The following is a 25,973-nucleotide window of genomic DNA, read 5'->3' on the forward strand; positions in this document are numbered from 1 at the left end:
GGGATCGGGCGCCGCTGCAAGTCTCAGGCGGCGCCCATCTGCGGACCGGGGCGATAGCGCGTGCGATAGCTGTCCCAGGCCTCGTTCAGGCGGCGGGTCCTGGCCTCGGCCAGACGGATCGCCTCGGGCGGCAGGCCGCGTCCAATGGCATGGTCGGGGTGATTCTCGCGCAGCAGCTGGCGCCAGCGGCGCTTGACCTCGGGCAGCGGCGTGTCGGGTTCCACGCCCAGCACCTCGCAGGGGGGGCAGCCCGCGCCGCTGTCATGGCGGCGGCGGATGGCGTCGATCTGGGCGGGGGCCAGGCCGAAGATGCGCCCGACCTCGTCCAGGAAGGCGATCTCGGCCTCGTGCAGCGGCCCGTCGGCCACGGCGATGACGAACAGCCCCTCGATCACGTCCAGCAGCACCGGATCGCCCGGCGTGAACATCGAGGCCATCTTGCGCGCCCAGGCATCGAAGCCCGCCACATCCTGGCGTGCCAGATCGAAGACGCGGGCGGCGTTCTTCTCCTCGGACCGGGGGATGATGAAGACGCGGCGAAAGGCCGCCACCTCGGACCGTGCGACGGTGCCGTCGACCTTGGCCAGCTTGGCGCCAAGCGCGATCACCGCGATGGTGAAGGCGACCGAGCGTTCGGGCGGCGTCGCGGGGCGGTTCGTCCACAGGAAGGCCACGATGCGGTCGGACATCCGCTGCCAGAAGCTGCGGGGCGGCGGAAGGGCCGGGCAGGGGCCCGTGCAGGCCAGGGGTGTCGCGCAACAATCCATGAGGTCAGTCTAGCCGCTGACAGCGTCCGGCGATAGGGGCGGGGTGTCGCGCATCGCGGTCAGGTCGCGGCCCATCAGCACAAGATCGTGGAACTGCCCGAATTTCCAGCCCGCCGCCGGAATGCGGCCCCATTGGGCATATCCCATCGCCGCATGGAAGGCGATCGAGCCCAGGTTGGACCCGGTGATCCCGCCGATCAGCACGCGATGGCCGCGCGCGCGGGCGTGATCCTCCAACCCGCACAGCAGGGTGCGGCCCAGGCCCAGGCCGCGCTGGCCGGGCGCCAGATAGATCGTGTGTTCCTGGCTACGCGCATAGCCCGCCCCGCCGCGGAACTGCGTGTAGGTGCCAAAGCCCACGACCCCGTCCGTCTCGGCCACCAGAAAAGCGTGACCGCCGGCCTGCCTTTGGGCGATCAGGGCGGCGATGTCCGCCTCGGTCCGCTCGGTCGGCCAGAAGGTGATGGCGGTGTCGCGCACGATGGGGTTCCAGATCGCGGCGATCTGCGGCACGTCGGACGGGGCGGCGTCGCGCAGGATCACAGCGTGACCTGCGTCCCGTCGCGCGTCAGGGTCAGCGTCAGGGGCGTGCCCGCGCCGGTCAGCATCAGGCGGCGGTCGGAGAGGTCCAGGCAGTCCAGCGGCAGGGTCAGGCGGGCCAGCCGCATCCCGTGATCGGGCAGGCGGTCGGACGGGTGGGGCCCCGTGCCCCAATCGATCAGCATGGGCTGCGCCCCGTCGCGCGGCATCTGGCCCGCGCGGGGCAGGGTGATGCGCCAGGACAGATCGCCCCGCGTGGCGGTGGCGATGTCGGTCCCCGGCGGGGCGGTCAGCGGATCGGCCCGCGCCACCCAGCCCGCCACGCAGGGCGGGCCGTCGAACCCGTCCAGGCCGAACCAGCGCGGGCGGTCGGGGCTGTCCGGGTCCGGCGCGATCAGTTCCAGATATTCGCCGGGACCAAGCGACAGCAGCATGTTGTGGGTGCCGAGGCCCGGATGCCGCCCGCCGGGCTGCAGGTCCAGCCCAAGGCGCGCCCGCAGCCAGTCCGCGCCCTCGGACAGGCTGCGGGCGGCGATGGCCACATGATCGAAGCTCAGGCTCACCCGCGATGGGCCCCCGCGGCCAGGTCGCGGACGAAGCTCAGGATCTCGGGGACAGGGCGGCCCTCGCCGATCAGCTTGACGATGGCGCTGCCCACCACGCAGCCATCCGCGACCGAGGCGATGGCCTGCGCGGCCTCGGGGGTCGAGATGCCGAAGCCCACCACGACCGGCAGTCCGGCGGCGGCGCGGATGCGCGTCACCTCTGGGGCGACATCGGCGGCATTCGCGGCGGCGGCGCCGGTGATGCCGGTGACGCTGACGTAATAGACGAAGCCGGTGGTGTTCTTCACCACGGCGGGCAGGCGGCGGTCATCGGTGGTGGGCGTCGCCAGCCGGATGAAGTTCAGCCCGGCGGCGGTGGCGGGCACGCACAGCTCGGCATCTTCCTCGGGGGGCAGGTCGACGACGATCAGCCCGTCGACGCCCGCCTCGACCGCGTCGGTCAGGAACTGGGTGACCCCGCCCGGGCGCGCATAGATCGGGTTGTAATACCCCATCAGCACGACGGGGGTGGTCGTGTCCTCGCGCCGGAACGCGCGCAGCATCTCCAGCGTGCGGCTGACGCTGCCGCCCTGCGCCAGCGCCCGCTGGCCCGCCGCCTGGATGGTCGATCCGTCCGCCATCGGGTCGGTGAAGGGCATGCCCAGCTCGATGATGTCGACGCCCGCCTCGGGCAGGCCGCGCATGATCTGCAGCGCCGTGGCGTCATCGGGGTCCGACGCCATCATGTAGGCCACGAAGGCCTTGCGCCCCTGCGCCTTCAGCTCTGCAAACCTGTCGTCGATTCTGGTCATGTCCGTCCCCGTCTTCTTCGGTCCCAGCACTAGCCCGCATGGGCGTTGGGTGCAATCGGGCCACGGCTGGACTTGGCCGCGCAGGACGCGTAACAGCGGCACGGAAATCGTTTGGGAAAGGGTGCTGTCATGGGCTTTCGCATGGGGATCGTCGGGCTGCCGAATGTCGGCAAGTCCACGCTGTTCAACGCACTGACACGGACCGCCGCCGCGCAGGCCGCGAACTTCCCCTTCTGCACGATCGAGCCGAATGTGGGCGAGGTCGCCGTCCCCGATGCGCGGCTGGACACGCTGGCGCAGATCGCGGGCAGTAAGCAGATCATTCCGACGCGGATCACCTTCGTCGACATCGCCGGTCTGGTGAAGGGCGCCAGCAAGGGCGAGGGCTTGGGCAACCAGTTCCTGGCCACGATCCGCGAGGTCGATGCCATCGCCCATGTGCTGCGCTGCTTCGAGGATGGCGACATCACCCATGTCGAGGGCCGCGTCGATGCCCTGGCCGACGCGGAGGTGATCGAGACCGAGCTGATGATCTCGGACATGGAATCGATCGAGCGGCGGCTGGCCAATCTCGCGCGCAAGCTGAAGGGCGGCGACAAGGATGCCGCCGACCAGCAGCGGCTGCTGCAGCAGGCGCTGGCCGCGCTGAACGAGGGCCGCCCCGCCCGCACCATCGCGGTGGCCGAGGACGACCGCCGCGCATGGGAGATGCTGCAGCTGCTGACCGCGAAACCGGTCCTCTTCGTGTGCAACGTGGCCGAGGACGAGGCCGCGCACGGCAACGCCATGTCCGAGAAGGTCCGCGAGATGGCCGAGGCGCAGGGCGCGGGCCATGTGGTGATCTCGGCCCGGATCGAGGAAGAGATCAGCCAGCTGGACGCCGAGGAGGCGCAGATGTTCCTGGGCGAGATGGGGCTGGAGGAGCCCGGCCTGGATCGCCTGATCCGCGCGGGATACCAGCTGTTGGGCCTGCAGACCTATTTCACCGTGGGGCCGAAAGAGGCCCGCGCCTGGACCATCACCAAGGGCACGCTGGCCCCGCAGGCGGCAGGCGTGATCCATGGCGATTTCGAGAAGGGCTTCATCCGGTCGGAAACCATCGCCTATGACGATTACGTCGCGGGCAAGGGCGAGGCCGGCGCCCGCGAGGCCGGCAAGCTGCGCGTCGAGGGCAAGACCTACGAGGTCAAGGACGGCGACGTGCTGCACTTCCTGTTCAGCGGCTGACCGGCGGCTGCGGTCCTTCGGGCAGTCGGGTTAGGCGATTTCGTCAGCCGCCCGCAAGACTCGCCTTCCGACCCGACGACTCAAGCGTGGCGCCCGGCCGGTCGCCACGCTTTTTCATGTCGCCGTCGCATCAATGCGCCATCGGGTGCCCCTGATCCCCGGACATGAAAACGCCCCGCCCTTTTCCAAGGGCGAGGCGCAAGGCGAGAGACCTGTGGATCAGTTCCCGACGACCGTGCAGGGGCGCGAGCGGCTGCGCATCCGTTCGCAGGCCAGTTCCGCATGGCCCTTGGACAGGTTGCCGAATCGCGGCTCGAAGCCCCGGTTCGTGTTCGCCACATGGCGACTGGCGGACCCGAAGAGGTTGCCGTCCTGCAGGGCCAGGCCCAGCAGCATCCGGTCGGCCTCGACCTGCGAGGTGGTCAGGCCAAGCGAGACGCCCCAGTGGCGGCCGCTGTCGGTCGGGCGTCGCACGACCTCCAGCGCCTCGGGACCGCCCAGATCGCCTTCGCCCATCGCCGCCAGAATCACCGTCTCGGACCGGGGGCGGGGGGCGTTGGAGCTGTCCAGCGACAGGCTGCCCGGGGCTGCCTGCGGCTGCGGGGCGGCAGGCTCGGGCGCTGCGGCGACCTGCTGGGGCTCGGCCACGGCGGCCGTGCTGGCACTGCGGCGGGGCGAGGGTGCGGGGCGGTTCGATGCGGCCAACACCGGGGCCGCAAGGCTGGCCGAGGCCGCCGGGGCCGCATCGGAGGCCACGGCGGTCGCGATCGCCTCCTCGATGGCGGCGGGGCTGGCCGGCGCGCTGCCGGGCCGGGCGCGGGGACGCGAACTGGCGGCCAGCGCAATGCCCGGGGCGGTGGGGGCAGGGGCCGTGGCGCCTGCACGGCGCAGCGCCTCGGTCAGGTCCACCGCCGACGGCACGGGGGCTGCGGGCGCGGCCGCGACCAGCGCCGCCGCGGCGGCCGGACGGACCGAGGGCGGCGGCGAGGCCTGCAGCACCATGCGCTGCGGCTCGGGCTGGGTCGCGGCGGGGCTGGGTGCAACCTGGGCGCGACGGGTCGTCGCCTGGACCAGCATGCGCGGGCGCTGCGGCTTGACCTCGCGCACGCGGTCGGGAACACGGGGGAAGCTGTTGTCCAGCAGTTCCGCCATCACCTGGTTGCGCTGCGCGGTCGAGGTGCCGCCGAAGACCGTGGCGATCAGCCGCTTGTTGCCGCGCTGCGCCGAGGCGGTCAGGTTGAAGCCCGCCGCCCGGGTATAGCCGGTCTTGATCCCGTCCGCGCCGGGATAGTCGTCCAGGAAGCGACGGTTCGTCGCGGTCACCTGCGCGATGCCCGCATCCGCCGTCCGGCGCGAGAACAGGTTGTAATACTGGGGAAAATCGTAGAACAGGTGGCGGCCCAGGATGCTCATGTCATGGGCGGTCGAGAAATGCCCCTCCTGCGTCAGCCCGTGGGCGTTGCGGAACTGGGTGTTGTTCATGCCGAGGGCGCGCGCCATCTGCGTCATCTGCTGGGTGAAGGCCTGCTCGGATCCCGCCAGCCCCTCGCCCAGGGCGGTGGCGGCATCGTTGCCCGACTTGATCGCCGCGGCGCGGATCAGATAGCGCAATTCGATCTGCTGGCCCGCGCGCAGGCCCAGCTTCGAAGGCGGCTCGTTGGCGGCCTTGCTGGAGATGGTGAAGCGCGAGTCCAGCCGCACCTGCCCCCGCTCGATCGCCGAGAAGGCCATGTAGAGCGTCATCATCTTGGTGAGCGACGCGGGATGCAGCCGGGTGTCGGCGTTCTGGCGATAGATGGGCTGGCCCGTCCGGGCATCCATCACATAGGCCGCGAAGGGCGCTGCGGCTGCCGGAAGCGACAGCAGCAGGGTAGCCAGCACGGCCTGACGCAGCAGCCGGAAGACTTGGGGAAATCTGTTCACTGTCACTGTCTCTCTGCCTCAAGCGGGCGCGTCGTTTGTCGCACACCCGTCGTTAATGAACTCAGAATAGCACGGGAGTTTTTTCCTTGGAACCGTGCATTCCATCTAAATTCATCTTCCGCGGGAACTGCGGCCTTCCGCGCGGGGGGCTTTCATCCGGGGCGGTTTGCGCTATATTTCACCCCGAGGGCCGGTACCGGCCATCTTCAGGCCCGCAGCATTCAGGAATACCCCCGCCGATGACGCACTGGATGACCGCACCCGACAAGCCCGACGACCAGTCCGACCTGGCGGTCAAGCCGCGCTCCAAGTCCCAACGCCCGCCCATGTACAAGGTCCTGCTGCTGAACGACGACTTCACGCCGATGGAGTTCGTCGTCCATGTGCTGGAACGCCTGTTCAACATGACCCACGCCCAGGCCATCGAGATCATGCTGACCGTGCATCGCCGAGGCGTGGCGGTGGTGGGCGTCTTCTCTCACGAGGTGGCCGAGACGAAGGTCGCCCAGGTGATGGAACTGGCCCGCCGCCAGCAGCATCCCCTGCAATGCACCATGGAAAAAGAGTAACCCTGTGACCCAATCACGACTGGATCTGGCCTTTCCGGATGGCCATCCCGGGGGCGAGGTCCTGTTCATCGGCGCGACCGCCGCCGAGGATCTGTCCCCGCTTCTCCTGCAGCACCTGACCATCGTGCAGGGCCATGTCGCCGACCATGACGGCCTGGCCGCGCGCGGCTTCCGCGTGGCGCCCTCGGCCGACGGCACCTTCGACGCCGCCATCGTGCGCCTGCCGCGTGCCAAGGAGGCCGCCCGGGCCCGCTTGGCGCTGGCCGCCGCCCATCTGGCCCCCGGCGCCCCCCTCTGGGTCGACGGGCAGAAGACCGACGGCGCCGACGCGATCCTCAAGGAGCTGCGCGCCCTGGCCCCGGTGACCGATGTCATCAGCAAGGCGCATGGCAAGATCTTCCGCCTGACGCTGCCGCCCGAGGGCCTGCCCGAGGCGTGGCAGGCCCGCGCCCGCGAGGTCGCGCCCGGCTTCGTGACGCTGCCCGGGGTCTTCTCGGCCGACCATGTGGATCCCGGCTCGCGGATGCTGGCCGATCACCTGCCGCCCAAGCTGCCCACGCGGATCGTCGATCTGGGCGCGGGCTGGGGCTGGCTGTCGGCGCAGGCCCTGGCGCGCGCGGGCGTCACCGAGCTGCATCTGGTCGAGGCCGACCACGCCGCCCTGACCTCGGCGCGGCGGAATGTCACGGACCCGCGCGCGCGCTTCCACTGGGCCGACGCCCGCGACTTCACGCTGAAGGAGCCGGTGAACGGCGTCATCATGAACCCGCCCTTCCACGCGGGGCGCGAGGCAGACCCGCGCCTCGGCGCCGCCTTCATCGCCACCGCCGCGCGGCTGCTGACCGGGGCGGGCAAGCTGTGGATGGTCGCCAACCGCCACCTGCCCTACGAGCAGGTGCTGGCCCAGCATTTCGGCCAGGTCCACGAGATCGCCGGTGACACCCGCTTCAAGGTGATCGAGGCCAGCGCCGCCGGCAAGGGCAGTGCCACGACCCGCAAGGCGGGGCGGCGATGACCCTCTCGATCCAAGGCAAGACCGCCATCGTGACCGGCGCCGCGCGCGGCGTGGGGCTGGCCATCGCCCGGCACCTGGCAGACCGCGGCGCCTCGGTCATGTTCGCCGATGGCGACGAGGCGGCGCTGAACTCGGTCGTCTCGGATTACGAGGACGGCCAGACGCAGGTGCGCCGCTTCGTGGGCAACATGGCCGAAAAGCTGGCCATGGCGAATCTGCTCTCGGCGACGCTGGACGCCTTCGACCGGGTCGACATCCTGGTCAACGCGCATCGCTTCGTCCGGGGCAGCGATCCCCTGGACACCGACATGGATGCGCTCGAGGAGATGCTGCGCCAGAACATGCTGGCCGGGCTGCGTCTGTCGCAGATGGTGGCCAAGCGCATGATCCGTCAGGCCGAGGGCGAGGGCACTGCCAGCCAGACCGGCGCGATCGTCAACATCTCGACCTTGGCGGCGCGGCGCCCGGTCCCCTCGATGCTGGGCTATTCCATCGCCTGCGCCGCGCAGGAACAGGCGACGCGCGGCCTGGCCCTGGCGCTGGCCCCGCACCGCATCCGCGTGAACGGCGTCAGCTTCAGCAGCGTCATGTCGCACGAGTTGCAATGCGCGCTGAAGGACAATCCCGACACCCGCGCCCTGATCATCGCGGGCACGCCCCTGGGCCGCATCGCGGCCGCCGACGAGCTGGCCGAGACGGTACATTACCTCTGCAGCGACGGCGCCCGCTTCGTGACCGGCCAGATCGTCACCGTCGACGGCGGCCGCAGCCTGGCCGACCCGGTCACCGCCCAGATCCTCTGACCCCACCCTTCATCTTGGCAAAAATATCCCGGGGGACATCGCGGCACGCGATGGGGGGCACCGCCCCCTGCGACGCCCCCGGACCAAGCTACGCCTCCTCGGGAAACGCCTCCCGGCAGGCCGAGACCGCCGCCCGCGCCCCGCGCGTCAGGGCCGCCTGCCGCGCCTCCAGCCCGTCGCGCTTGCGCGTCTCCGCGGCCGGATCGATCGGCACCCGGTACCGTTCGCTGTCCACATAGTCGCGCCAGCAGCCATAGGTCGACACGTGCTGCTGGCCGTTCCGGTCGCGATAGACGCGGCGGCACTGCTCGAACCGGGTGCGGACCACCTGCCGCTCCTGCCACGAATAGCCGCGGGCCAGGTTCCCCTCGACCTCGGCCAGAAGCGCGCTGATCGTCCGGTACTCGCTGGTATTGCGGTCGATGCAGCGTTCCTGGGGGGTGCCGCAGGCGGCCAGCGCCAAGGGCAGGGCCAGGCAGATGGCAAGGGCGGTGTTGCGGCGCATGACGGCTCTCTTTAAGGGGTCGGGCGATGCTAGCGCCGACGCAAGCGGGTTTGCAAATCACGAATGAGGCGGATCACCGATGACCGATGCCATGGACGACCAACGCCACGACGCCGCGACCTGGTTCCACACCCTGCGCGACCGCATCGTGGCGGCCTTCGAGGCGCTGGAGGACCGCGCCGCAGGCCCCGCCGCCCCGGGCCGGTTCGAGGTCACCCCCACCACCCGCGAGAATGACGGCGGCGGCGGGCTGATGTCGGTCATGCGCGGCGGCCGGGTCTTCGAGAAGGTCGGCGTGAACTGGTCGCAGGTCCACGGCACCCTCGCGCCCCGCGCCCAGGCCGCCATGGCCGCGCGCGGCGTGGCGGGCATGGCCGAGGATCCGCGCTTCTGGGCCTCGGGCGTCAGCTTGGTGGCGCATATGCAGAACCCCCATGCCCCGGCGGTCCACATGAACACGCGCATGTTCTGGACGCCCGGCGCCTGGTGGTTCGGCGGCGGCACCGACCTGAACCCCTGCCTGGAATACCCAAAGGACACCGCGCATTTCCACGACACCCTGCAGGACGCCTGCGCGCCCCACGGCGCCGATTACTACGACCGCTTCAAGGCCTGGGCGGACGAGTATTTCTTCATCCCCCATCGCGGCCGCGCGCGGGGCGTGGGCGGGATCTTCTATGACGACCTGAACACCGGCGACTGGCAGGCCGACTTCGCCTTCACCCGCGCCGTGGGCGAGGCCTTCCTGCCCGCCTTCCTGCCCTTGGCCGAGGCGCGCATGACCCAAGCCTTCACCGAGGCCGACCGCGACACCCAGCTGATCCACCGCGGCCTCTATGCCGAATACAACCTCGTCTACGACCGGGGCACCAAGTTCGGCCTGGAAACTGGCCACAATGCCGATGCCGTGCTGATGAGCCTGCCGCCCTTGGCGAAATGGATCTAGGCGCCGGCGGTCCGGGCGCCGCGCCTCAGGCCCGCGCGCCCGCCACGATCACCAGCGTCCCCGCGATGCACAGCCCCGCGCCCAGCAGATCGAGGCGCGTGGGCATCTGCCCCTCGGTCATCCACAGCCAGCCCACCGAGGCCGCGACATAGATCCCGCCATAGGCCGCATAGGCGCGGCCCGCGAAATCCGCCTCGACCCGCGTCAGCAGCCAGGCGAACAACGCCAGCGCCGCGATCCCCGGCACCAGCCACAGCACCGAGCGGCCAAGCCGCAGCCAGGCCCAGAAGGCAAAGCAGCCCGCGATCTCGGCCAAGGCCGCCAGCAGGTACAGGCCAAGCGTGGCGGGCATCCGGATCAGACGTCCAGCTCTTCCACGAAGCGCGCGTTTTCCTGGATGTATTCATAGCGCAGCTCGGGCTTCTTGCCCATCAGGCGCTCGACCAGGTCGCCGGTCTCGCCGCCCTCGTCGTCGTCGATGCTGACCCGGATCAGCTTGCGCGTCCTGGGGTTCATCGTCGTGTCCTTGAGGTCCTTGGCGTCCATCTCGCCCAGACCCTTGAAGCGCTGCACGTCGATCTTGCCGCGCCCGCCCAGGCCCTTCAGCATCATCCTTTCCTTCTCGGCATCGTCCGAGACGTAGATGCGGTGCGCGCCCTGCGTCAGGCGGTAGAGCGGCGGGCAGGCCAGGTACAGATGCCCCTTGTCGATCATCGGGCGCATCTGGGTGAAGAAGAAGGTCATCAGCAGCGACGCGATATGCGCGCCGTCGACATCGGCGTCCGTCATGATGATGATCTTGTCATAACGCAGGTCGTCCACGTTGAAGCGCGTGCCCATGCTGACGCCAAGCGCCTGGCAGAGATCGTTGATCTCCTGGTTGGCGCCCATCTTGGAGGACGCCGCGCCCAGCACGTTCAGGATCTTGCCGCGCAGCGGCAGCAGCGCCTGGTTGGTGCGGTCGCGGGCCATCTTGGCGCTGCCGCCGGCCGAGTCGCCCTCGACGATGAACAGCTCGGTCCCCTCGCGGTTGGTGGCGCTGCAATCGACCAGCTTGCCGGGAAGGCGCAGCTTCTTGGTGGCGGTCTTGCGGGCGGTCTCCTTTTCCTGACGACGCTTGAGGCGTTCCTCGGCGCGCAGGATCAGGAAATCCAGGATCGCGCCCGCCGATTTCGTGTCGGCGGCCAGCCAGTTGTCGAAATGGTCGCGCACCGCGCCCTCGACCAGCCGCGCGGCCTCGGTCGTGGCCAGCCGGTCCTTGGTCTGGCCCACGAATTCGGGCTCGCGGATGAAGCAGCTGACCAGCGCGCAGCCGCCCACGCCCAGATCCTCGCGGGTGATCTGCGCGGCCTTCTTGTTGTTCACCCGCTCGCCATAGGCGCGCACGCCCTTGAGGATGGCGGTCCAGAAGCCCAGCTCGTGCGTGCCGCCCTCGGGGGTGGGGACGGTATTGCAATAGGACTGGATGAAGCCGTCGCGGGCGGGGGTCCAGGTGATCGCCCAATCGACCTTGCCCGGCACGCCGAACTTCTCGCGGAAATCGACGCCGCCCGCGAAGGGGCGGTCGGAATAGGTGCTGGCACCCGCCAGGACCTCGGCCAGATAATCGGCCAGACCGCCGGGAAAGCGGAACGTGGCCTCGCGCGGGGTCTCGCCATCGTCGATCTCGGACTTCCAGCGGATCTCGACGCCCGAGAACAGATAGGCCTTGGACTTGACCATCTTGATCAGCCGCGCGGGCTTGAAGCGGTGATGGCCGAAGATCTCCTCGTCGGCATGGAAGGTCACCGTGGTGCCGCGCCGGTTAGGCGCCGCGCCGATCTTCGCCACCGGCCCCTGCGGGATGCCGCGCGAGAAGCGCTGCTCGTAGAGTTCCTTGTTGCGCGCGACCTGCACGACCATCAGATCCGACAGCGCGTTGACGACCGAGGCGCCGACCCCGTGCAACCCGCCCGAGGTCTGGTAGGTGTCGCCCGAGAACTTGCCCCCCGCATGCAGCGTGCACAGGATCACCTCCAGCGCGGATTTGCCGGGGAACTTGGGATGCGGGTCGACGGGGATGCCGCGGCCGTTGTCGCGCACCACGACGCTGTAATCGGCCAGCAGCTCGACCTCGATGCGGCTGGCATGGCCCGCCACCGCCTCGTCCATCGAGTTGTCCAGGATCTCGGCCACCAGATGGTGCAGCGCGCGTTCGTCGGTGCCGCCGATATACATGCCGGGGCGCTTGCGGACGGGCTCCAGCCCCTCCAGCACCTCGATCGAGGATGCGGAATAGGCGTCGCTGGCGGCGTTGCCGGAAAGAAGGTCGTCGGCCATCGGGGGTCGCTCGCTGATAAGGATCGCGGCGCTTATCTCATGCGGCGGGGGCGGGCGGCAAGGGGTTGTGGCCCCCGGGCGCCCAGCCCCCATGGGTCGCGCCTGCTATTCGGGCTCGGCTAGGCGCGCGGCCCACATCGCCTGGAAGGCCGGGCGATCCTGACAGGCCGACAGCCAGGCTCGGATCGCGGGGAAGGGTTCCATCAGCGGGCCGTAGTTCTGGGCATAGCGCACGATCTCGGCCATGTTCAGGTCGGCCACGGTGAAGCGCCCGCCGATCAGATAGGCATGGGTGGCCAGATGATCCTCCAGCACCTTCAGGGGGCGGACCAGCCGTTCGGCGGCCTCGGCCACCAGCCCCGCATCCTCGGGTTCCGACAGCGTGCGGTCGTGCAGGTAGAGCACGGTCAGGGCGTCGGGCTCGATCGCGGTGGCGCCATAGAACGACCACTGGCCCATCAGCGCATCCTCGGCATAGTCCTGGGGGCCGGTGGGGCCGCCATGCTTGCGCGCCAGATGCAGCGTGCAGGCCAGCGATTCCGTCAGGACCAGCCCCTCGTCCTCGATCACCGGGATCGCGCCCGCGGGCGACAGCGCCAGGAAATCGAGGCTGCGGGTGTTCAGGGGCGCGTCCTCGGCCTCGGCATCGGCCAGCCGATAGGCCTGGATCACCGGCACCTGCCGGAAGGGCAGGTCCAGCTCGTGACACAGCCAGATGACGCGCGAGGCGCGGGAACGGGTGACGCCGTGAAGGATCAGCATGGGGATTTCCTCGTTTTGTGCAGCCTGCGGCGCGGGGGCGCGATGCGCAACCCCTCAGCTTGGGTCGTCAGCGCGGGACCCCCGGGCGCAGGCCCGCGCGTGCGGCGGCGCGGTCGATGGCGTCGACGATGGCCTGCGGGTCGCCGTGCTGGGGCATGTGGCCCTGGCCGGGCAGGATGGTCAGCGCCGCATCGGGCAGGGCGCGGGCCAGCGGCTCGGCATGGACGAAGGCGGGCACGATCTCGTCGCGGTCGCCATGCAGGATCTCGACCGGCAGGGTCAGGCGCGGATATTCGGGCGCCATGACGCGCAGATAGGGGCGCAGCCCGCTGATCTGCGCCGCATTCGCGCGATAGTTGCCGCGCCGCACGGCCAGCCCCACGCCGATATACTCGGCATAGCCCGGCGGCACGGGCTGGGGGGCGAAGATCCCCTCCATGATCGCATCGCCAAGCGCCAGGGGCGCCAGCGCGGTCAGCAGGGGCGGACCCACCCGGTCGCCCAAGGGCGTGCCGATGAAGGCGTACCAGCCCGTCAGATCGCCCGGCCACGGCATCGTCGCCCCCGAGACGATCACCAGCGCCGCCGTGTCCGAGGGCGCCCGCTGCGCCCAGGCCAGCGCCACGGCGCCGCCATAGCTGTGGCCCAGCACGATCGGGTCGCGCACGCCCAGCTGGTCTGCAGCGGCGCGCAGCAACTCGGCCTGCGCGATGGGATTGGCGGTCTGCGCGCCGATGGGATCGGTCCAGCCGAGGCCGGGCCGGTCGAAGGCGATGACGCGGTAGCGGTCCGACAGCCGGTCCACCAGATCAAAGGTGAAATCGCGGGTATTGCCGCTGGCCCCGTGCAGCAGGACCAAGTCGGGCCCCGCGCCCGCGACATGGGCGTGGACGGTGGTGCCTCCCACGTCCAGCAGCTGGCCGGTGGGGGGGAACTGCGCCTCGAACCCGGCCTCGCGCGCGCTGGCCCTCGCGTCGACGGCACGGCCGCAACCGGCCATCGCCAGCCCCGCCACGGCGATCCCCAAGGCCAGCCCGATCCGTCGTCCCATGCCCATCGTCTCATCCCGTCCGTGCCGCGCGGGGCGCAACCGCTGCCCCGGCGCGGGGGTTCCGCCCCTGCGACCTCTGGCGCGGCGGTGATTTGCAAGCCCGCGGCGACGGGGGTAACTGGACGGGCCAAGATTGCCAAGGTGCCGCCCATGTCCGCGATGACCCTGCCCACCAAGATCCTGCCTGCCAAGATTTTGACCGCCGCCCTGCTGTCGGCGCTGCCCGGCGCGGCGCTGGCCCATCCGCATGTCTTCATCGACGCCGGGCTGGCGCTAGACTACGACCCGGCCGGGGCGCTGACGCAGGTGACCGTCGAATGGGCCTATGACGATTTCTATTCGCTGCTGATCATCGAGGATCTGGGCCTCGACCCCGATGGCGACGGTATCCTGACCCCCGACGAACAGGCCGCCCTGCAGGGCTTCGATGCCGATTGGGAGGAGGGGTTCGACGGGCGTCTGTTTCTGGACGTCGACGGAGCCCCCGTCGCGCTGCAGGCGCCGCGCCATCTGCCGACACGCTACGAGGAGGGGCGGCTGATCTCGGCCCATGTGCGGCCGCTGGCCCAGCCCTTGGATGGCGCGCAGCCCCTGCGGCTGCGTGTCTACGATCCGGAATATTACGTGCAGTTCGCCATTCCCGCGCCGCCCGTGATCCGGGGCGCCGACTGCGCGGTCGATCAGCGCGTGGGCGATCCCTTCGCCGCCGCCGACGCCTATGCCCGCGCGGTGGCCGAGGGGCTGGAGGACACCGACGGGGCGATGACCGCCGAGATGCTGATCGTCGACATCGGCGCGGCGGGCGCGGACGAGGTCCGCCTTAGCTGCGGGACCGCGCCATGATCCGAGGCCCGTGGCGCGCGCTGGCACTGGTCGGTCTGGGGACCGGGCTGGTCGTCATGGCCCTGTGGCTGTCGGGCGGGCTGACCGGGCTGGAGCGGTGGGCCGCCCTGCAGCAGCGCGCGGCGCAGGACCTGATGGCGGGCGCGCTGCGGGCGCTGCGGGCGGGCGATCCGGGCGCGACGGCCTCGCTGGTCTGGGTCTGCTTCGGCTACGGGGTCTTTCACGCGGTGGGGCCGGGGCATGGCAAGCTGGTCATCGGCAGCTACGGCTTTGGCACGCAGGTGCCGCTGGCCCGGCTGGCGGGGCTGTCGCTGGCATCCTCGCTGGCGCAGGCGGGCGTGGCGGTGGCGCTGGTCTGGGGCGGCATCACGATCCTGGATCTGGGGCGCGAAGCGCTGACCGACCTGTCCGAGGCGCATATGGCGCGGATCAGCACCGTGCTGGTCGCGCTGGTCGGGGCGTGGCTGGCCCTGCGCGGCTGGAGGATGCTGCGGCATGAGGCCGCACGGGAACCGGCGCGGGGCCACGACCACGACCACGGGCATGGCCACGACCATCACCACGACCACGGCCCGGCCTGCGGCTGCGGCCATGCGCATGGCCCGACGCCCCGGCAGCTGGCCGAGACGCGGTCCCTGCGCGACGGGCTGCTGGTCGTGGCCTCCATCGCCGCGCGTCCCTGCACCGGGGCCCTGTTCCTGCTGATCCTGACCTGGCGGATGGGAATCTTCGGCACCGGCATCCTGGGGACCTTCGCCATGGGCCTGGGCACCGCCACGGTCACGCTGGCCGTCGCGGGGCTGGCGGTCTGGGCGCGGCGGGGCAGCTTCGCGCTGCTGCCGCAGACGGGCCCCTGGGCGCAGACCGCGCGCTGGCTGCCCGGGGCGATGCAGCTGGGCGCCGGGGCGCTGATCGCGGCGGTCTCGGTGGCGGTGCTGCTCTAGGCGGGGATTGATGCAGGTCAAGGACGGGCGGCGGGCGCAGGGCTAGACATCGGGACGCGCAACAGGAGTCCCCCGATGACCGCCCCCCCGCTGGACCCTCCCAGCCTCTACGCCGCCCGAGAACCGATCTTTCCCAAGCGCGTCAGCGGCCGGTACCGCAGCCTGAAATGGGCGGTGATGGCGGTCACGCTGGCCATCTACTACATCACCCCCTGGCTGCGATGGGACCGGGGCGCGGCCATGCCCGATCAGGCCGTGCTGGTCGATCTGGCGCATCGGCGCTTCTTCTTCTTCGGCATCGAGATCTGGCCGCACGAATTCTACATCGTCGCCGGCCTTCTGGTCATGGCAGGGCTGGGGCTGTTCCTGTTCACCTCGGCGCTCGGGCGGGTCTGGTGCGGCTATACCTGCCCGCAGACCGTCTGGACCGACCTGTTCCTGCTGGTCGAGCGCTGGATCGAGGGCGACCGCAATGCCCGCATCCGCCTGCACCGTCAGGGCTGGTCCCTGCACAAGGCCGGGCTGCGGGCCGTCAAGTGGACGACCTGGCTGGTGATCGCGGCGCTGACCGGCGGGGCCTGGGTCTTCTACTTCACCGACGCCCCGACGCTGGCGCGCGATCTGGCGACCCTGTCGGCGCCGCCCGTCGCGTGGCTGACCATCGCCATCCTGACCGCGACGACCTTCGTCTTCGGCGGCTTCGCCCGCGAGCAGATCTGCATCTATGCCTGCCCCTGGCCGCGCATCCAGGCCGCGATGATGGACGAGGACACGCTGACCGTCGCCTATCGCGACTGGCGCGGCGAGCCGCGCGGCAAGGGCGAGGGGGCTGGCGACTGCATCGACTGCCTGGCCTGCGTGTCGGTCTGCCCCACGGGCATCGACATCCGCGACGGCCAGCAGCTGGAATGCATCACCTGCGCGCTGTGCATCGACGCCTGCGACCAGATGATGGACCGCACCGGGCGCCCGCGCGGGCTGATCGGCTATCTGGCCCTCTCCGACGAGACGGCCGAGCGCGCGGGCACCGCGCCCCGCAGCACCTGGCGCCATGTGCTGCGCCCGCGCACCCTGGTCTATGCGACGCTGTGGTCGGGGATCGGCGTGCTGCTGGCGGCGGCGCTGATCCTGCGGTCGCAGATTGACCTCAGCGTGACGCCGGTGCGCAACCCGCAATTCGTCACCCTGTCGGACGGGTCCGTCCGCAACGCCTATGAGCTGCGCCTGCGCAACAAGCAGCACGAGCCGGTCCGCTATCAGATCGGCGTCGAGGCGCCCGGCACCATCGCCCTGGGCGTCGAGGGCGAGACGGACGGCGCCGTCACCGTTCCCCCCGACCAGACGCTGACGCGCCGGGTCTATCTGACCGCCGCACCGGGCAGCCCGCTGGCGGGCACCGGCGCCAGCCCCGTCACCCTGACCGCCCGGGATCCCGGCAGCGCGGCCCGGGCACGGATCGCCACCGTCTTTCACGGAAGGGACGCCCAATGACCCGCGAACTCACCGGCCGCCATGTGCTGGCCGTCACCGTCGGGGCCTTTGCCCTGATCATCGGCGTCAACCTGGTCATGGCGGTCAATGCCGTGCGCAGCTTCCCGGGGCTGGAGACGCGCAGCGCATATATCTCGTCCCAGCAGTTCGAGGCCGAGCGCGCGGCCCAGATGGCCTTGGGCTGGACCGCCGCCCTGTCGATCGACGACGGCCGGCTGCTGCTGACCCTGCAGGATGCGCAGGGGCAGGGGGTCCGGCCCAAGGCCCTGGGCCTGGTGCTGCGCCGACCGACCCACCAGCAGGCCGACCAGCATCCCCGCCTGCAGGCCGAGGCCGCGGGCCGCTGGCAGGCCGAGGCGCGGCTGGCGCCGGGCAACTGGAACGCCGACCTGACCGCCCAAGCCGCGGACGGCACCCAGGTGCGCCTGCGCCTGCCCCTCTACGTGGGGAACTGAGGTCATGGCCGATCTGTCCGCCGCCGGCCACCAGCCCCGGCTCGGGGCCTGCCCCGCCTGCGATGCCGCCCCGCTGGCGCAGCGCCTGGCCGACCGGGCCGAGGCCGCGCATCCCGCCCGGCTGGTCCTGTCGCTGCCCGATGCGCATTGCGCGCTGTGCATCACCTCGGTCGAGGGCGCGCTGATGGCCCATCCGGGCGTGCGGGCCGCCCGGGTGAACCTGACGCTGCGCCGCGTGACCGTCGAGGCGCCCGGCCTGACCGCACCGGACCTGATCCCGGTGCTGGCCCGCGCGGGCCATCAGGCGCACGAGCTGGACCCCGACGCGCTGGCCGGGGCCACCGCCGACCGGGCGGGGCGCGACCTGCTGATGCGGATCGGCATCGCGGGTTTCGCGATGATGAACGTGATGATCCTGTCGGTCGCGGTCTGGTCGGGGGCCGAGGCCGCGACCCGCGACCTGTTCCACTGGATCAGCGGCGCCATCGCCCTGCCGACCGTGGCCTTCGCGGGCCAGCCCTTCTTCGCCAGCGCCTGGACCTCGATCAAGGCGCGGCGCTTGGGCATGGACGTGCCGATCTCTCTGGCGCTGATCCTGGCCAGCGCGATCAGCGTGTTCGAGACGACGCAATCGGGCCATCACGCCTATTTCGACGCGGCGGTGATGCTGTGCTTCTTCCTGCTGATCGGGCGCTATCTGGACCACCGCACCCGCGCCATCGCCCGGTCCGCCGCGGCCGAGCTGACCGCGCTGGAGGTGCCGCGCGCGATCCTGATCTCGGGGATGGTGGAAAAGCCGGTGGCGGTGGCCGACCTGCGCCCGGGCGATCTGATCCGCGTGCGGCCCGGCGGGCGCATCCCCGCCGACGGGATCATCGCCCAGGGGCGCAGCGAGATCGACCGCGCCCTGCTGACGGGCGAGACGCTGCCCGTCCCGGCGGGCCCCGGCATGGCCCTGCAGGCGGGCGAGGTGAACCTGACCGGCCCGCTGGACCTGCGGGTCACGGCGGCGGGGCAGGACAGTTCTCTGGCGCGGCTGACCGCGCTGGTGGAGGCGGCCGAGACCGCGCGGGGCCGCTATACCTCGCTGGCCGAACGCGCTGCCGGGGCCTATTCGCCGGTGGTCCATCTGCTGGCCTTCGGCAGCTTCCTGGGCTGGTTCTGGGGCACGGGCGACCTGCGGCTGGCCGTGAACGTGGCGGCGGCGGTGCTGATCATCACCTGCCCCTGCGCGCTTGGGCTGGCGGTGCCGGCGGTGGTGACCTCGGCCTCGGGGCGGCTGTTCCGGCGCGGGCTGCTGATCAAGGACGGCACCGCGCTGGAGCGCCTGGCCGAGGTCGACACCGTGGTCTTCGACAAGACCGGCACGCTGACCCTGGGCCAGCCGCTGCTGCTGACCCGGATCCCCGAGGATCTGCGCGCCCCTGCCCTGGCGCTGGCGCAGGGATCGTCCCACCCCCTGTCCCGGGCGCTGGCCGAGGGGCTGGAGGGCACGCTGCCCGCCACCGTCACGGATCTGCGCGAGCATCCGGGGCAGGGCGTCAGCGCCATCTGGCAGGGGCAGGCGTTGCGCCTCGGCCGCGCCGACTGGCTGGGGCTGGATCCGCAGGCGGACAGCGCGACCCTGTCCAGCTGGCTGGCGGTGGGGGATCAGCCGCCGCTGCGGCTGGACTTTTCCGACCGCCTGCGCCCCGGTGCCGAGGCGTGCATCGCGCGGCTACGGGCCGACGGGCTGCGGGTCATCCTGCTGTCGGGCGACCGCGCGGCGCCGGTGGCGGCGCTGGCGGCAGAGTTGGGCATCGACGACTGGCGGTCGGGGATCGACCCCACCGGCAAGGCCGACGCCATCGCCCGGCTGTCCGATGCGGGCGCCCGCGTGCTGATGGTGGGCGACGGGCTGAACGACACGGCGGCGCTGGCGCGGGCGCATGCCTCGATCTCTCCGGCCAGCGCGCTGGATGCGGCGCGGGTGGCCAGCGACATGGTGCTGACCGGCCGCACCCTGGCCCCGGTGGCCGAGGCGCTGGTCATCGCGCGCCTGGCCACGCGACGCATCCGCGAGAATTTCGCCATCTCGATCGGCTACAACGTGATCGCGGTGCCCATCGCGCTGCTGGGGATGGCGACGCCCCTGCTGGCGGCGCTGGCCATGTCGGTCAGCTCGATCACCGTGACGCTGAACGCGCTCCGCCTGAACGGAAAGGCCCGCTGATGGAGATCCTGGTCATCCTGATTCCCGTTTCGCTGGCCCTGGGGGCGGCGGGCCTGGGCGCCTTTCTCTGGGCGCTGAGGAACCGCCAGTTCGAGGATCCCAAGGGCGACGGCGAACGGGTGCTGTCGGACCGGTGGGACGATCACCCCCGGCCCGACACGCCCCCCGACTGAAGGCCCAGGATCGCGGCGAAGGCGTCCAGATCCGAACCCAGGGCCGTGCGGGCCGCGAACAGCGTCGCCTGCGAGCGCAGGATCGGCGGTTCGTCCAGGATGCGCAGGTTGTTGGCCCGCAGCGTCTCGCCCGACGAGGTGATGTCGGCGATCGCCTCGGCGGTCTGGTTGGCGACCGTGCCCTCGGTCGCGCCCTGGCTGTCGACCAGCTGGTAGTCGGCGACCTCGTGCGCGGCCAGATGCGCGCGCACCAGCCGATGGTACTTGGTGGCGATGCGCAGGCGGAACCCGTGCTGGGCGCGGAAATCGCGGGCGACGGCGGCGAAATCGTCCAGGTCGCGGCAGTCGCGCCAGCAGTCGGGCACCGCCAGGATCAGGTCGGCATGCCCGAAGCCCATCGGCGCCAGCTCGACCAGGTCCGAGGACCAGCCGGCCAGCTTCTCGCGCACCAGATCGGTGCCGGTGACGCCCAGCTCGATCCGGCCCGCCGCCAGCTCGCGCGGGATCTCTCCGGCCGACAGCAGGACCAGCTGCACGCCCTCCGCGCCCTCGACCCGGCCCGCATATTCGCGGTCGGAGCCGGCGCGCGACAGGCGCACGCCGCGCGCGGCGAACCAGTCAAACGTCTGCTCCATCAGCCGCCCCTTGGACGGCACCCCAAGGCGGATCATGCGGAAGCCTCCAGTTCGGCGACCAGTCCGGGGCGGATGATGCCGCCCACGGCGGGGATCTCGCGTCCCCGACCCAGCACCCGGGTCAGCGCGTCATAGCGCCCGCCCGAGGCGACGGGCGGCCATGTCGCGCGCCCGGGCAGGGAACGGTCGGCATGGAAGGTGAAGGTGAAGCCGTCGTAATATTCCAGCGTGGTGCGGCCGTGGCTGGCATCAAAGATCACCGCGCCCAGATCGATCCCCCGCGCCGCGATCGCGTCCATCCGCGCGCGGATGCGGTCCACCGCGGGGGTGATGGCGGGCATGTCGCGGGCCAGGTCCGCCAGCACCGGCAGCGCGTCCGGGGCGGGCGCACGCAGCGCGAACAGCCGCTCCAGCCGCTCGGTCCAGACCGGGGACAACGGCGGCACGGCGGCATCGGCCTGCAGGCGCGCGATGCGGCGGATCATCTCGTCCTCGGACCGCATCCCGGCCCAGGACGCGGTGCTGTCCGGAAACGCCCGCGCCACGGCTGGTCTGGAGAACCGCCCCAGCAGCCGCGCGAAACGGCCCGGGCGCCAGATGTGATGGGACAGCGCCGCGGCCCGCGCCTGCGTCAGCGGCAGCCCCGCCACGGCATCCAACAGCAGCCCCATGTCGCCCGTCTCGGCCCGCAGGTCCAGGGGCGCCAGCGCCTCGTGGAACAGCGCGAAGACCTCGGCATCGGCGGCGGGATCGCGGCTGAACAGCTCGAACCCGCATTGCAGGTATTCGTGGTCGCGCGGCGTCTCGGGGCGGGTGTCGCCCATGTCCTGCTTGCGGAAGACCTCGCCCAGATAGCAGTAGCGCGCGGGCTCGGCGCCCGTCTGCATATGCGCCTGCACCACCGGCACGGTGAAATCCGGGCGCAGCATCATCTCGCCCCGGATCGGGTCGGCGGTGACATAGGCGCGCGCGCGCAGGTCCTCGCCATAGAGGTCCAGCAGGCTCTCGGCGGGCAGCAGGATGTCGGGGGCGACCTCCTCGGCGCCGGCCGCCCGAAAGCGGGCCAGCAGGCGCTGGCCGACATCCCGCTTGTCGCGCTTGGTGATCATCCCAGAATCCGCCGCACTTCGGCCACCAGATCGGTGCGCGTCACCTCGGTCTGGGCGGGCTGGGATTTCCATTCGTCCAGTGTGGCGTCTGCCGCGATCCTCGCGCCCAGGATCAGGTCCTTGACCTGCACGACGCCGCGCGCGGCCTCGTCCTGCCCTTGGATGATCGCCACCGGGGCGCCGCGCCTGTCGGCATATTTCAGCTGGTTGCCGAAGTTCTTGGGGTTGCCCAGATAGACCTCGGCCCGGATCCCGGCGGCACGCAGATCCGCCGCCATCGCCTGATAGTCGGCCATGCGGTCGCGGTCCATGACCGTCACGACGACCGGACCCGCCGCCTCGTCCCCGGCCAGCCCCTTGGCGCGCAGGGCGGCCAGCAGGCGGTCCACCCCGATGCTGACGCCGGTGGCCGGGACCTTCTGGCCGGTGAAGCGCTCGACCAGCCCGTCATAGCGCCCGCCGCCCGCGACCGAGCCGAACTGCCGCCTGCGGCCCTTCTCGTCCAGGATCACAAAGGTCAGCTCGGCCTCGAAGACCGGCCCGGTATAGTATCCCAGGCCCCGCACGACCGACGGGTCGATCACGGCCCGGTCCTCGGCCACGCCCATCGCGGACAGAAGGCCCGCCATCTGCGCCAGTTCGTCCACCCCCTCGGCGCCCGTCTGCGAGGCGCCCACGGCGGCGCGCAGCTTGTCCAGCGTCGCGGCATTGTCCGCGCCCTTCGAGGTCAGGAAGGCCAGCACCGGCGCGGCCTGCGCCTCGGAAAGGCCAACCCCCTCGATCTGCGCGCCGCTCTCGTCGCGCCGCCCCGTGGTCAGCAGGGCCAGCACGCCGTCGCGGCCCACCTTGTCGAACTTGTCGATCGTGCGCAGGACTGCGTCAGAGATAGCCAATGCCTTACCTTGGTTATTGACCTGCAAACCCTGCCTCATTGCATCAAGCATTGTCCCGGGCTCGGCGTTCAGCTGATCAAAGTCGACCAGCGCGGCCTCCAGCACCCCGTTCAGGACCTTGCGGTTGTTGATCCGCACCAGATAGTCGCCGCGCGCGATGCCCACGGCCTCCAGCGCATCGGCCAGCATCGCGCAGATCTCGGCATCCGCCGCGACCGACCCCGAGCCGACCGTATCCGCATCGCATTGATAGAACTGCCGGAACCGCCCCGGACCGGGCTTCTCGTTGCGCCAGACCGGCCCCATCGCATAGCGGCGATAGGGGCTGGGCAGGTCGTTGCGGTACTGCGCGGCGACCCGGGCCAGGGGCGCGGTCAGGTCGTAGCGCAGGGCCAGCCAGTCGCCCGCCGTGCCGCCGCCCGGTACGGCCTCCTCCTGCCAGGCGAAGACGCCGGCATTGGGGCGGTCCACGTCGGGCAGGAACTTGCCCAGAGCCTCGACCGTCTCGACGGCGCTGGTCTCCAGCGGATCGAAGCCGTGGCGGTGATAGACCTCGGCGATGCGGTCCAGCATGCGCTTGCGCTCGGTCACGTCGCTGCCGAAGTAATCGCGGAACCCCTTGGGCGTCTCGGCCTTGGGGCGGGGCTGCTTCTTGTCTTTTGCCATGGTATCGGTCGCCTTTTCGGGCCCATATTCAGGCGCCGCTCTAACGGAAGGTGACGACATGGACAAGCAGCCCGCAGCGCCCGGCGCGCAGGACCGGCTTCTGCAGCTGGAAGAGGCGCTGGCCCATCTGGCCCGCCTGACCGAGGACCTGTCCGAGGTCATCGTCCGTCAGGACCGCGACCTGGCCCGGCTGTCCCGCCGCCTGGACCTGCTGCTGCAGGCCGAGGCCGACCGCCAGGCCGACGCCCCCGGCCAGGTCGCGCTCGCCGACCAGCGCCCCCCGCATTACTGAGACGGGGCGTCGCACTCCCACCTTTCATCTTGGCATAAATATCCTCGGGGGGTCCGGGGGGCGAAGCGCCCCCGGCCTCTCGCCCCCTGGCAAGGTCCCGCCCTCCTTGGGAAATCGCGCCTTTCCCCGCGCCGGGCGATGCGCTAGACGCGGGACGAAAAAGTTTTCGGACAGCGAAAAGGATCGGTCATGGCCAATGTGGTGGTTGTCGGGGCCCAGTGGGGCGACGAGGGCAAGGGCAAGATCGTCGACTGGCTCTCGGAACGGGCGGATGTGATCGCGCGGTTCCAGGGTGGTCACAATGCCGGCCATACGCTGGTCATCGGCGAGACGGTGTTCAAGCTGTCGCTGCTGCCCTCGGGCATCGTGCGGCCGGGCAAGCTGGCGGTGATCGGCAATGGTGTCGTGCTGGACCCTTGGGCGCTGTTCTCGGAAATCGACCGGCTGGCCGGGCAGGGGGTCGCCATCTCGACCGAGAACCTGATGATCGCGGAGAACACGCCGCTGATCCTGCCGCTGCACCAGGATCTGGACAAGCTGCGCGAGGACGCCGCCGGCAAGGCCAAGATCGGCACCACCGGGCGCGGCATCGGCCCCGCCTACGAGGACAAGGTCGGCCGCCGCACCATCCGCGTCGCCGATCTGGGCGACGAGGAGACGCTGGAGTCGCGCCTCGACCGCCTGCTGGCCCATCACGACGCGCTGCGCATGGGCCTGGGCGCCACGCCCATCGACCGCGCCGACCTCAAGGCCCGGCTGATGGAGATCGCGCCCAAGCTGCTGCCCTATGCCCAGCCCGTCTGGAAGATCATGGGCGACGCGCGCAAGGCCGGAAAGCGCATCCTGTTCGAGGGCGCCCAGGGGTCGCTGCTGGACATCGATTTCGGCACCTATCCCTATGTGACCTCGTCGACCACGACCTCGGGGGCCGCCGCCTCGGGGACGGGCGTGGGGCCGGGTGCCATCGGCTTCGTGCTGGGCATCGTCAAGGCCTATACCACCCGCGTGGGCGAGGGCCCGTTCCCGACCGAGCTGGCCGATGCGGACGGCCAGCGGCTTGGCGAGCGCGGCCACGAGTTCGGCACCGTCACGGGCCGCAAGCGCCGCTGCGGCTGGTTCGACGCGGTGCTGGTGCGCCAGACCTGCGCGATTTCGGGCGTGAACGGCATCGCCCTGACCAAGCTGGATGTGCTGGACGGGTTCGAGACGCTGAAGATCTGCACCGGCTACGAGATCGACGGCGTGCAGTACGACTATCTGCCCACCGCCGCCGCGCTGCAGGCCAAGGTGACCCCGATCTATGAGGAGATGGAGGGCTGGCAGGACTCGACCGCCGGCGCGCGCAGCTGGGCCGAGCTGCCTGCCGCCGCGATCAAGTATGTCCGCCGCGTGGAGGAGCTGATCCGCTGCCCCGTGGCCATGCTGTCGACCAGCCCCGAGCGCGACGACACGATCCTGGTCACGGATCCCTTCGCCGACTGACGCCGGCTTGCGACCCTGCGTCCCCTTGCGTCCCGCGGCCGCCGGGGGACATCCTGTCCCCCGGACCCCCTGGGGATATTTCTGCCAAGATGAAAGGACGTCCCGTCATGCAGCTGAAGGCCCGCAAGAGGTGGTCGATCTTCATCCTGGTCGTGGCGTTGCCGCTTTACGTGATGGCGGCGGTCACGCTGATGAACTGGCTGGACGGGCGCTTCGGGCGCCAGCCGATCTGGATCGAGCTCATGATCTATGTCGGCTTGGGGGTACTGTGGGCGCTGCCCTTCAAGCGGGTCTTCCTGGGCGTCGGCAAGGGGTGACGGGACCGGGCGTCCGTCCTGTCCGTGATCCGCGCGGGGTGACGGTGATCGGTGGCGGGGCGGTCGCTGCGGTCGATCTGGATCAGGCGCTGGCCGTGGCGCCGCTGCTGGTCGCGGCGGATGGGGGGGCGGATCGTGCCCTGTCCCTGGGGCGGCGGCCGGACTGGGTGATCGGGGATCTGGACAGCCTGTCGGATGCTGCGCGGGACCTGGTGCCTGCGGGGCGGCTGCTGGAGGTGGCCGAGCAGGACAGCACGGATTTCACCAAATGCCTGGATCGGATCGCCGCACCGCTGATCGTCGCGGTGGGCTTTGCGGGCTTGCGTCTGGATCACACGCTGGCGGCGCTGACGGCCTTGGTGCAGCCGGGCGCGCCCTTGGTGGTGATGCTGGCGCCCGATGACGTGGTTCTGGCCTGTCCCCCGCGGCTGAAGCTGCCGTTGCGCGCGGGGACGCGGGTGTCGCTCTTTCCCATGGGACCGGCGCGGGGGCGCAGCCGGGGGCTGGAATGGCCCATCGACGGGATCGACCTTGCGCCGGGCGGGCGGGTCGGGACCTCGAACCGCGCCTTGGGTCCGGTCGCCCTGCAGATCGAGGGGCAGGTGCTGCTGATGCTGCCGCGCGACTGCCTGGAGGCGGTGCTGGAGGCGATCGGTGTCTGAGGCGAGCGGGCGCTG

Annotated in this window: 28 protein-coding genes; 15 read left to right on the plus strand and 13 right to left on the minus strand. The window is 70.9% G+C overall.

Going from position 1 to position 25,973, the window contains the following annotated elements:
* Positions 1–23: 23 nt before the first annotated feature.
* The 4 genes from E4191_RS06685 to trpA form a co-directional block, all read right to left on the minus strand.
* A complete protein-coding gene (locus tag E4191_RS06685) occupies positions 24–689 on the minus strand; it encodes a molecular chaperone DjiA (RefSeq protein WP_228461613.1) in 666 nt (221 codons plus the stop codon).
* Positions 690–776: 87 nt separating this feature from the next.
* Complete coding sequence (locus E4191_RS06690; RefSeq protein WP_228461615.1) at positions 777–1,310, minus strand: GNAT family N-acetyltransferase; 534 nt, start codon at positions 1,308–1,310, stop codon at positions 777–779.
* Positions 1,307–1,870, minus strand: a complete 564-nt coding sequence (locus tag E4191_RS06695; protein ID WP_176562647.1) for a VOC family protein — start codon at positions 1,868–1,870, stop codon at positions 1,307–1,309. Before E4191_RS06695 ends, E4191_RS06690 begins: the two co-directional genes overlap by 4 nt.
* Positions 1,867–2,664: a tryptophan synthase subunit alpha gene (gene trpA / locus E4191_RS06700; protein WP_135312721.1), complete on the minus strand. Its 798-nt coding sequence runs from the start codon at positions 2,662–2,664 to the stop codon at positions 1,867–1,869. Before trpA ends, E4191_RS06695 begins: the two co-directional genes overlap by 4 nt.
* A gap of 129 nt (positions 2,665–2,793) precedes the next feature.
* On the opposite strand from trpA, the gene ychF reads away from it, so the two are divergent.
* Positions 2,794–3,891: a redox-regulated ATPase YchF gene (gene ychF, locus E4191_RS06705; protein WP_135312722.1), complete on the plus strand. Its 1,098-nt coding sequence runs from the start codon at positions 2,794–2,796 to the stop codon at positions 3,889–3,891.
* 219 nt (positions 3,892–4,110) lie between these two features.
* Here ychF and E4191_RS06710 read toward each other — a convergent pair whose 3' ends face one another.
* Positions 4,111–5,814, minus strand: coding sequence for a D-alanyl-D-alanine carboxypeptidase family protein (locus E4191_RS06710; RefSeq protein WP_228461617.1), 1,704 nt, complete (start codon positions 5,812–5,814; stop codon positions 4,111–4,113).
* Positions 5,815–6,065: 251 nt separating this feature from the next.
* On the opposite strand from E4191_RS06710, the gene clpS reads away from it, so the two are divergent.
* Genes clpS through E4191_RS06725 form a run of 3 tightly spaced genes read left to right on the plus strand, consistent with a single transcriptional unit; the run spans position 6,066 to position 8,201 of the window.
* On the plus strand, positions 6,066–6,383 hold the full coding sequence (gene clpS / locus E4191_RS06715) for an ATP-dependent Clp protease adapter ClpS (protein WP_135312723.1): 318 nt from the start codon (positions 6,066–6,068) through the stop codon (positions 6,381–6,383).
* A gap of 4 nt (positions 6,384–6,387) precedes the next feature.
* Positions 6,388–7,398: a class I SAM-dependent methyltransferase gene (locus tag E4191_RS06720; RefSeq protein ID WP_135312724.1), complete on the plus strand. Its 1,011-nt coding sequence runs from the start codon at positions 6,388–6,390 to the stop codon at positions 7,396–7,398.
* Positions 7,395–8,201, plus strand: coding sequence for an SDR family NAD(P)-dependent oxidoreductase (locus E4191_RS06725; RefSeq protein WP_135312725.1), 807 nt, complete (start codon positions 7,395–7,397; stop codon positions 8,199–8,201). Before E4191_RS06720 ends, E4191_RS06725 begins: the two co-directional genes overlap by 4 nt.
* 88 nt (positions 8,202–8,289) lie before the next feature.
* Here E4191_RS06725 and E4191_RS06730 read toward each other — a convergent pair whose 3' ends face one another.
* On the minus strand, positions 8,290–8,706 hold the full coding sequence (locus E4191_RS06730; protein WP_135312726.1) for a hypothetical protein: 417 nt from the start codon (positions 8,704–8,706) through the stop codon (positions 8,290–8,292).
* A 79-nt stretch (positions 8,707–8,785) separates the two neighbouring features.
* Between E4191_RS06730 and hemF the strand changes: the two genes are divergently transcribed.
* Entirely contained in the window at positions 8,786–9,652 is an 867-nt protein-coding gene (gene hemF, locus E4191_RS06735) for an oxygen-dependent coproporphyrinogen oxidase (RefSeq protein ID WP_135312727.1), read from the plus strand.
* A gap of 25 nt (positions 9,653–9,677) precedes the next feature.
* On the opposite strand, the gene E4191_RS06740 is transcribed toward hemF, so the two are convergent.
* From E4191_RS06740 to E4191_RS06755, 4 genes are all read right to left on the minus strand, one after another.
* Positions 9,678–10,004, minus strand: a complete 327-nt coding sequence (locus E4191_RS06740) for a YnfA family protein (RefSeq protein ID WP_176562648.1) — start codon at positions 10,002–10,004, stop codon at positions 9,678–9,680.
* A gap of 5 nt (positions 10,005–10,009) precedes the next feature.
* On the minus strand, positions 10,010–11,971 hold the full coding sequence (parE, locus tag E4191_RS06745; RefSeq protein ID WP_135312729.1) for a DNA topoisomerase IV subunit B: 1,962 nt from the start codon (positions 11,969–11,971) through the stop codon (positions 10,010–10,012).
* A gap of 105 nt (positions 11,972–12,076) precedes the next feature.
* Positions 12,077–12,733 (minus strand): glutathione S-transferase family protein, encoded by a 657-nt coding sequence (locus tag E4191_RS06750; RefSeq protein ID WP_135312730.1) that lies wholly within the window; start codon positions 12,731–12,733, stop codon positions 12,077–12,079.
* Positions 12,734–12,800: 67 nt separating this feature from the next.
* Complete coding sequence (locus E4191_RS06755) at positions 12,801–13,790, minus strand: alpha/beta fold hydrolase (protein ID WP_135312731.1); 990 nt, start codon at positions 13,788–13,790, stop codon at positions 12,801–12,803.
* A gap of 144 nt (positions 13,791–13,934) precedes the next feature.
* Here E4191_RS06755 and E4191_RS06760 point away from each other — a divergent pair, with 144 nt between their 5' ends.
* The 6 genes from E4191_RS06760 to ccoS all read left to right on the plus strand — a co-directional run bounded on the left by E4191_RS06760 (position 13,935) and on the right by ccoS (position 19,902).
* Complete coding sequence (locus E4191_RS06760; protein WP_135312732.1) at positions 13,935–14,627, plus strand: DUF1007 family protein; 693 nt, start codon at positions 13,935–13,937, stop codon at positions 14,625–14,627.
* Positions 14,624–15,571 (plus strand): nickel/cobalt transporter, encoded by a 948-nt coding sequence (locus tag E4191_RS06765; protein WP_135312733.1) that lies wholly within the window; start codon positions 14,624–14,626, stop codon positions 15,569–15,571. Before E4191_RS06760 ends, E4191_RS06765 begins: the two co-directional genes overlap by 4 nt.
* Positions 15,572–15,646: 75 nt before the next feature.
* Positions 15,647–17,062: a cytochrome c oxidase accessory protein CcoG gene (ccoG, locus tag E4191_RS06770; protein ID WP_135312734.1), complete on the plus strand. Its 1,416-nt coding sequence runs from the start codon at positions 15,647–15,649 to the stop codon at positions 17,060–17,062.
* On the plus strand, positions 17,059–17,517 hold the full coding sequence (locus E4191_RS06775) for a FixH family protein (protein WP_135312735.1): 459 nt from the start codon (positions 17,059–17,061) through the stop codon (positions 17,515–17,517). The genes ccoG and E4191_RS06775 overlap by 4 nt, the downstream gene beginning before the upstream one ends.
* Before the next feature lie 4 nt (positions 17,518–17,521).
* Positions 17,522–19,729 carry a heavy metal translocating P-type ATPase gene (locus E4191_RS06780; RefSeq protein ID WP_135312736.1) on the plus strand — a complete coding sequence of 736 codons (2,208 nt, stop codon included), beginning with the start codon at positions 17,522–17,524 and terminating at the stop codon, positions 19,727–19,729.
* Positions 19,729–19,902, plus strand: coding sequence for a cbb3-type cytochrome oxidase assembly protein CcoS (gene ccoS, locus E4191_RS06785; protein WP_135312737.1), 174 nt, complete (start codon positions 19,729–19,731; stop codon positions 19,900–19,902). Before E4191_RS06780 ends, ccoS begins: the two co-directional genes overlap by 1 nt.
* Here ccoS and hisG read toward each other — a convergent pair.
* From hisG to hisS, 3 genes are read right to left on the minus strand one after another with little or no spacing between them, the layout of a single operon-like run.
* Positions 19,872–20,573 carry an ATP phosphoribosyltransferase gene (hisG, locus tag E4191_RS06790; protein ID WP_135312738.1) on the minus strand — a complete coding sequence of 234 codons (702 nt, stop codon included), beginning with the start codon at positions 20,571–20,573 and terminating at the stop codon, positions 19,872–19,874. The genes ccoS and hisG overlap by 31 nt on opposite strands.
* Positions 20,570–21,643: an ATP phosphoribosyltransferase regulatory subunit gene (locus tag E4191_RS06795; RefSeq protein ID WP_135314362.1), complete on the minus strand. Its 1,074-nt coding sequence runs from the start codon at positions 21,641–21,643 to the stop codon at positions 20,570–20,572. Before E4191_RS06795 ends, hisG begins: the two co-directional genes overlap by 4 nt.
* Positions 21,643–23,205: a histidine--tRNA ligase gene (gene hisS / locus E4191_RS06800; protein WP_135312739.1), complete on the minus strand. Its 1,563-nt coding sequence runs from the start codon at positions 23,203–23,205 to the stop codon at positions 21,643–21,645. The genes E4191_RS06795 and hisS overlap by 1 nt, the downstream gene beginning before the upstream one ends.
* A gap of 58 nt (positions 23,206–23,263) precedes the next feature.
* Between hisS and E4191_RS06805 the strand changes: the two genes are divergently transcribed.
* The 4 genes from E4191_RS06805 (at position 23,264) to E4191_RS06820 (ending at position 25,958) form a co-directional block, all read left to right on the plus strand.
* Positions 23,264–23,497, plus strand: coding sequence for a SlyX family protein (locus E4191_RS06805; RefSeq protein ID WP_135312740.1), 234 nt, complete (start codon positions 23,264–23,266; stop codon positions 23,495–23,497).
* Between the two features lie 189 nt (positions 23,498–23,686).
* The gene (locus E4191_RS06810) at positions 23,687–24,979 is read left to right on the plus strand and encodes an adenylosuccinate synthase (RefSeq protein ID WP_135312741.1); all 1,293 of its coding nucleotides are present in this window, start codon (positions 23,687–23,689) and stop codon (positions 24,977–24,979) included.
* Positions 24,980–25,086: 107 nt separating this feature from the next.
* Positions 25,087–25,296 (plus strand): DUF2842 domain-containing protein, encoded by a 210-nt coding sequence (locus E4191_RS06815; protein WP_135312742.1) that lies wholly within the window; start codon positions 25,087–25,089, stop codon positions 25,294–25,296.
* Complete coding sequence (locus E4191_RS06820) at positions 25,293–25,958, plus strand: thiamine diphosphokinase (protein WP_135312743.1); 666 nt, start codon at positions 25,293–25,295, stop codon at positions 25,956–25,958. Before E4191_RS06815 ends, E4191_RS06820 begins: the two co-directional genes overlap by 4 nt.
* Positions 25,959–25,973 lie beyond the last annotated feature (15 nt).

The sequence above is a fragment of the Paracoccus liaowanqingii genome (assembly GCF_004683865.2).
GTDB lineage: Bacteria > Pseudomonadota > Alphaproteobacteria > Rhodobacterales > Rhodobacteraceae > Paracoccus > Paracoccus liaowanqingii.

Bases quoted from the DNA above. Each gene is read 5' to 3' on its own strand.
- E4191_RS06815 (WP_135312742.1), top strand. From the start codon at position 25,087: ATGCAGCTGAAGGCCCGCAAGAGGTGGTCGATCTTCATCCTGGTCGTG.
- E4191_RS06775 (WP_135312735.1), top strand. From the start codon at position 17,059: ATGACCCGCGAACTCACCGGCCGCCATGTGCTGGCCGTCACCGTCGGG.
- hemF (WP_135312727.1), top strand. From the start codon at position 8,786: ATGACCGATGCCATGGACGACCAACGCCACGACGCCGCGACCTGGTTC.
- clpS (WP_135312723.1), top strand. From the start codon at position 6,066: ATGACCGCACCCGACAAGCCCGACGACCAGTCCGACCTGGCGGTCAAG.
- E4191_RS06805 (WP_135312740.1), top strand. From the start codon at position 23,264: ATGGACAAGCAGCCCGCAGCGCCCGGCGCGCAGGACCGGCTTCTGCAG.
- ccoS (WP_135312737.1), top strand. From the start codon at position 19,729: ATGGAGATCCTGGTCATCCTGATTCCCGTTTCGCTGGCCCTGGGGGCG.
- E4191_RS06730 (WP_135312726.1), bottom strand. From the start codon at position 8,706: ATGCGCCGCAACACCGCCCTTGCCATCTGCCTGGCCCTGCCCTTGGCG.
- trpA (WP_135312721.1), bottom strand. From the start codon at position 2,664: ATGACCAGAATCGACGACAGGTTTGCAGAGCTGAAGGCGCAGGGGCGC.
- E4191_RS06685 (WP_228461613.1), bottom strand. From the start codon at position 689: ATGTCCGACCGCATCGTGGCCTTCCTGTGGACGAACCGCCCCGCGACG.
- hisG (WP_135312738.1), bottom strand. From the start codon at position 20,573: ATGATCCGCCTTGGGGTGCCGTCCAAGGGGCGGCTGATGGAGCAGACG.
- ychF (WP_135312722.1), top strand. From the start codon at position 2,794: ATGGGCTTTCGCATGGGGATCGTCGGGCTGCCGAATGTCGGCAAGTCC.
- ccoG (WP_135312734.1), top strand. From the start codon at position 15,647: ATGACCGCCCCCCCGCTGGACCCTCCCAGCCTCTACGCCGCCCGAGAA.
- E4191_RS06725 (WP_135312725.1), top strand. From the start codon at position 7,395: ATGACCCTCTCGATCCAAGGCAAGACCGCCATCGTGACCGGCGCCGCG.
- E4191_RS06755 (WP_135312731.1), bottom strand. From the start codon at position 13,790: ATGGGCATGGGACGACGGATCGGGCTGGCCTTGGGGATCGCCGTGGCG.
- parE (WP_135312729.1), bottom strand. From the start codon at position 11,971: ATGGCCGACGACCTTCTTTCCGGCAACGCCGCCAGCGACGCCTATTCC.
- E4191_RS06780 (WP_135312736.1), top strand. From the start codon at position 17,522: ATGGCCGATCTGTCCGCCGCCGGCCACCAGCCCCGGCTCGGGGCCTGC.
- E4191_RS06765 (WP_135312733.1), top strand. From the start codon at position 14,624: ATGATCCGAGGCCCGTGGCGCGCGCTGGCACTGGTCGGTCTGGGGACC.
- E4191_RS06750 (WP_135312730.1), bottom strand. From the start codon at position 12,733: ATGCTGATCCTTCACGGCGTCACCCGTTCCCGCGCCTCGCGCGTCATC.
- E4191_RS06740 (WP_176562648.1), bottom strand. From the start codon at position 10,004: ATGCCCGCCACGCTTGGCCTGTACCTGCTGGCGGCCTTGGCCGAGATC.
- E4191_RS06760 (WP_135312732.1), top strand. From the start codon at position 13,935: ATGTCCGCGATGACCCTGCCCACCAAGATCCTGCCTGCCAAGATTTTG.
- E4191_RS06810 (WP_135312741.1), top strand. From the start codon at position 23,687: ATGGCCAATGTGGTGGTTGTCGGGGCCCAGTGGGGCGACGAGGGCAAG.
- hisS (WP_135312739.1), bottom strand. From the start codon at position 23,205: ATGGCAAAAGACAAGAAGCAGCCCCGCCCCAAGGCCGAGACGCCCAAG.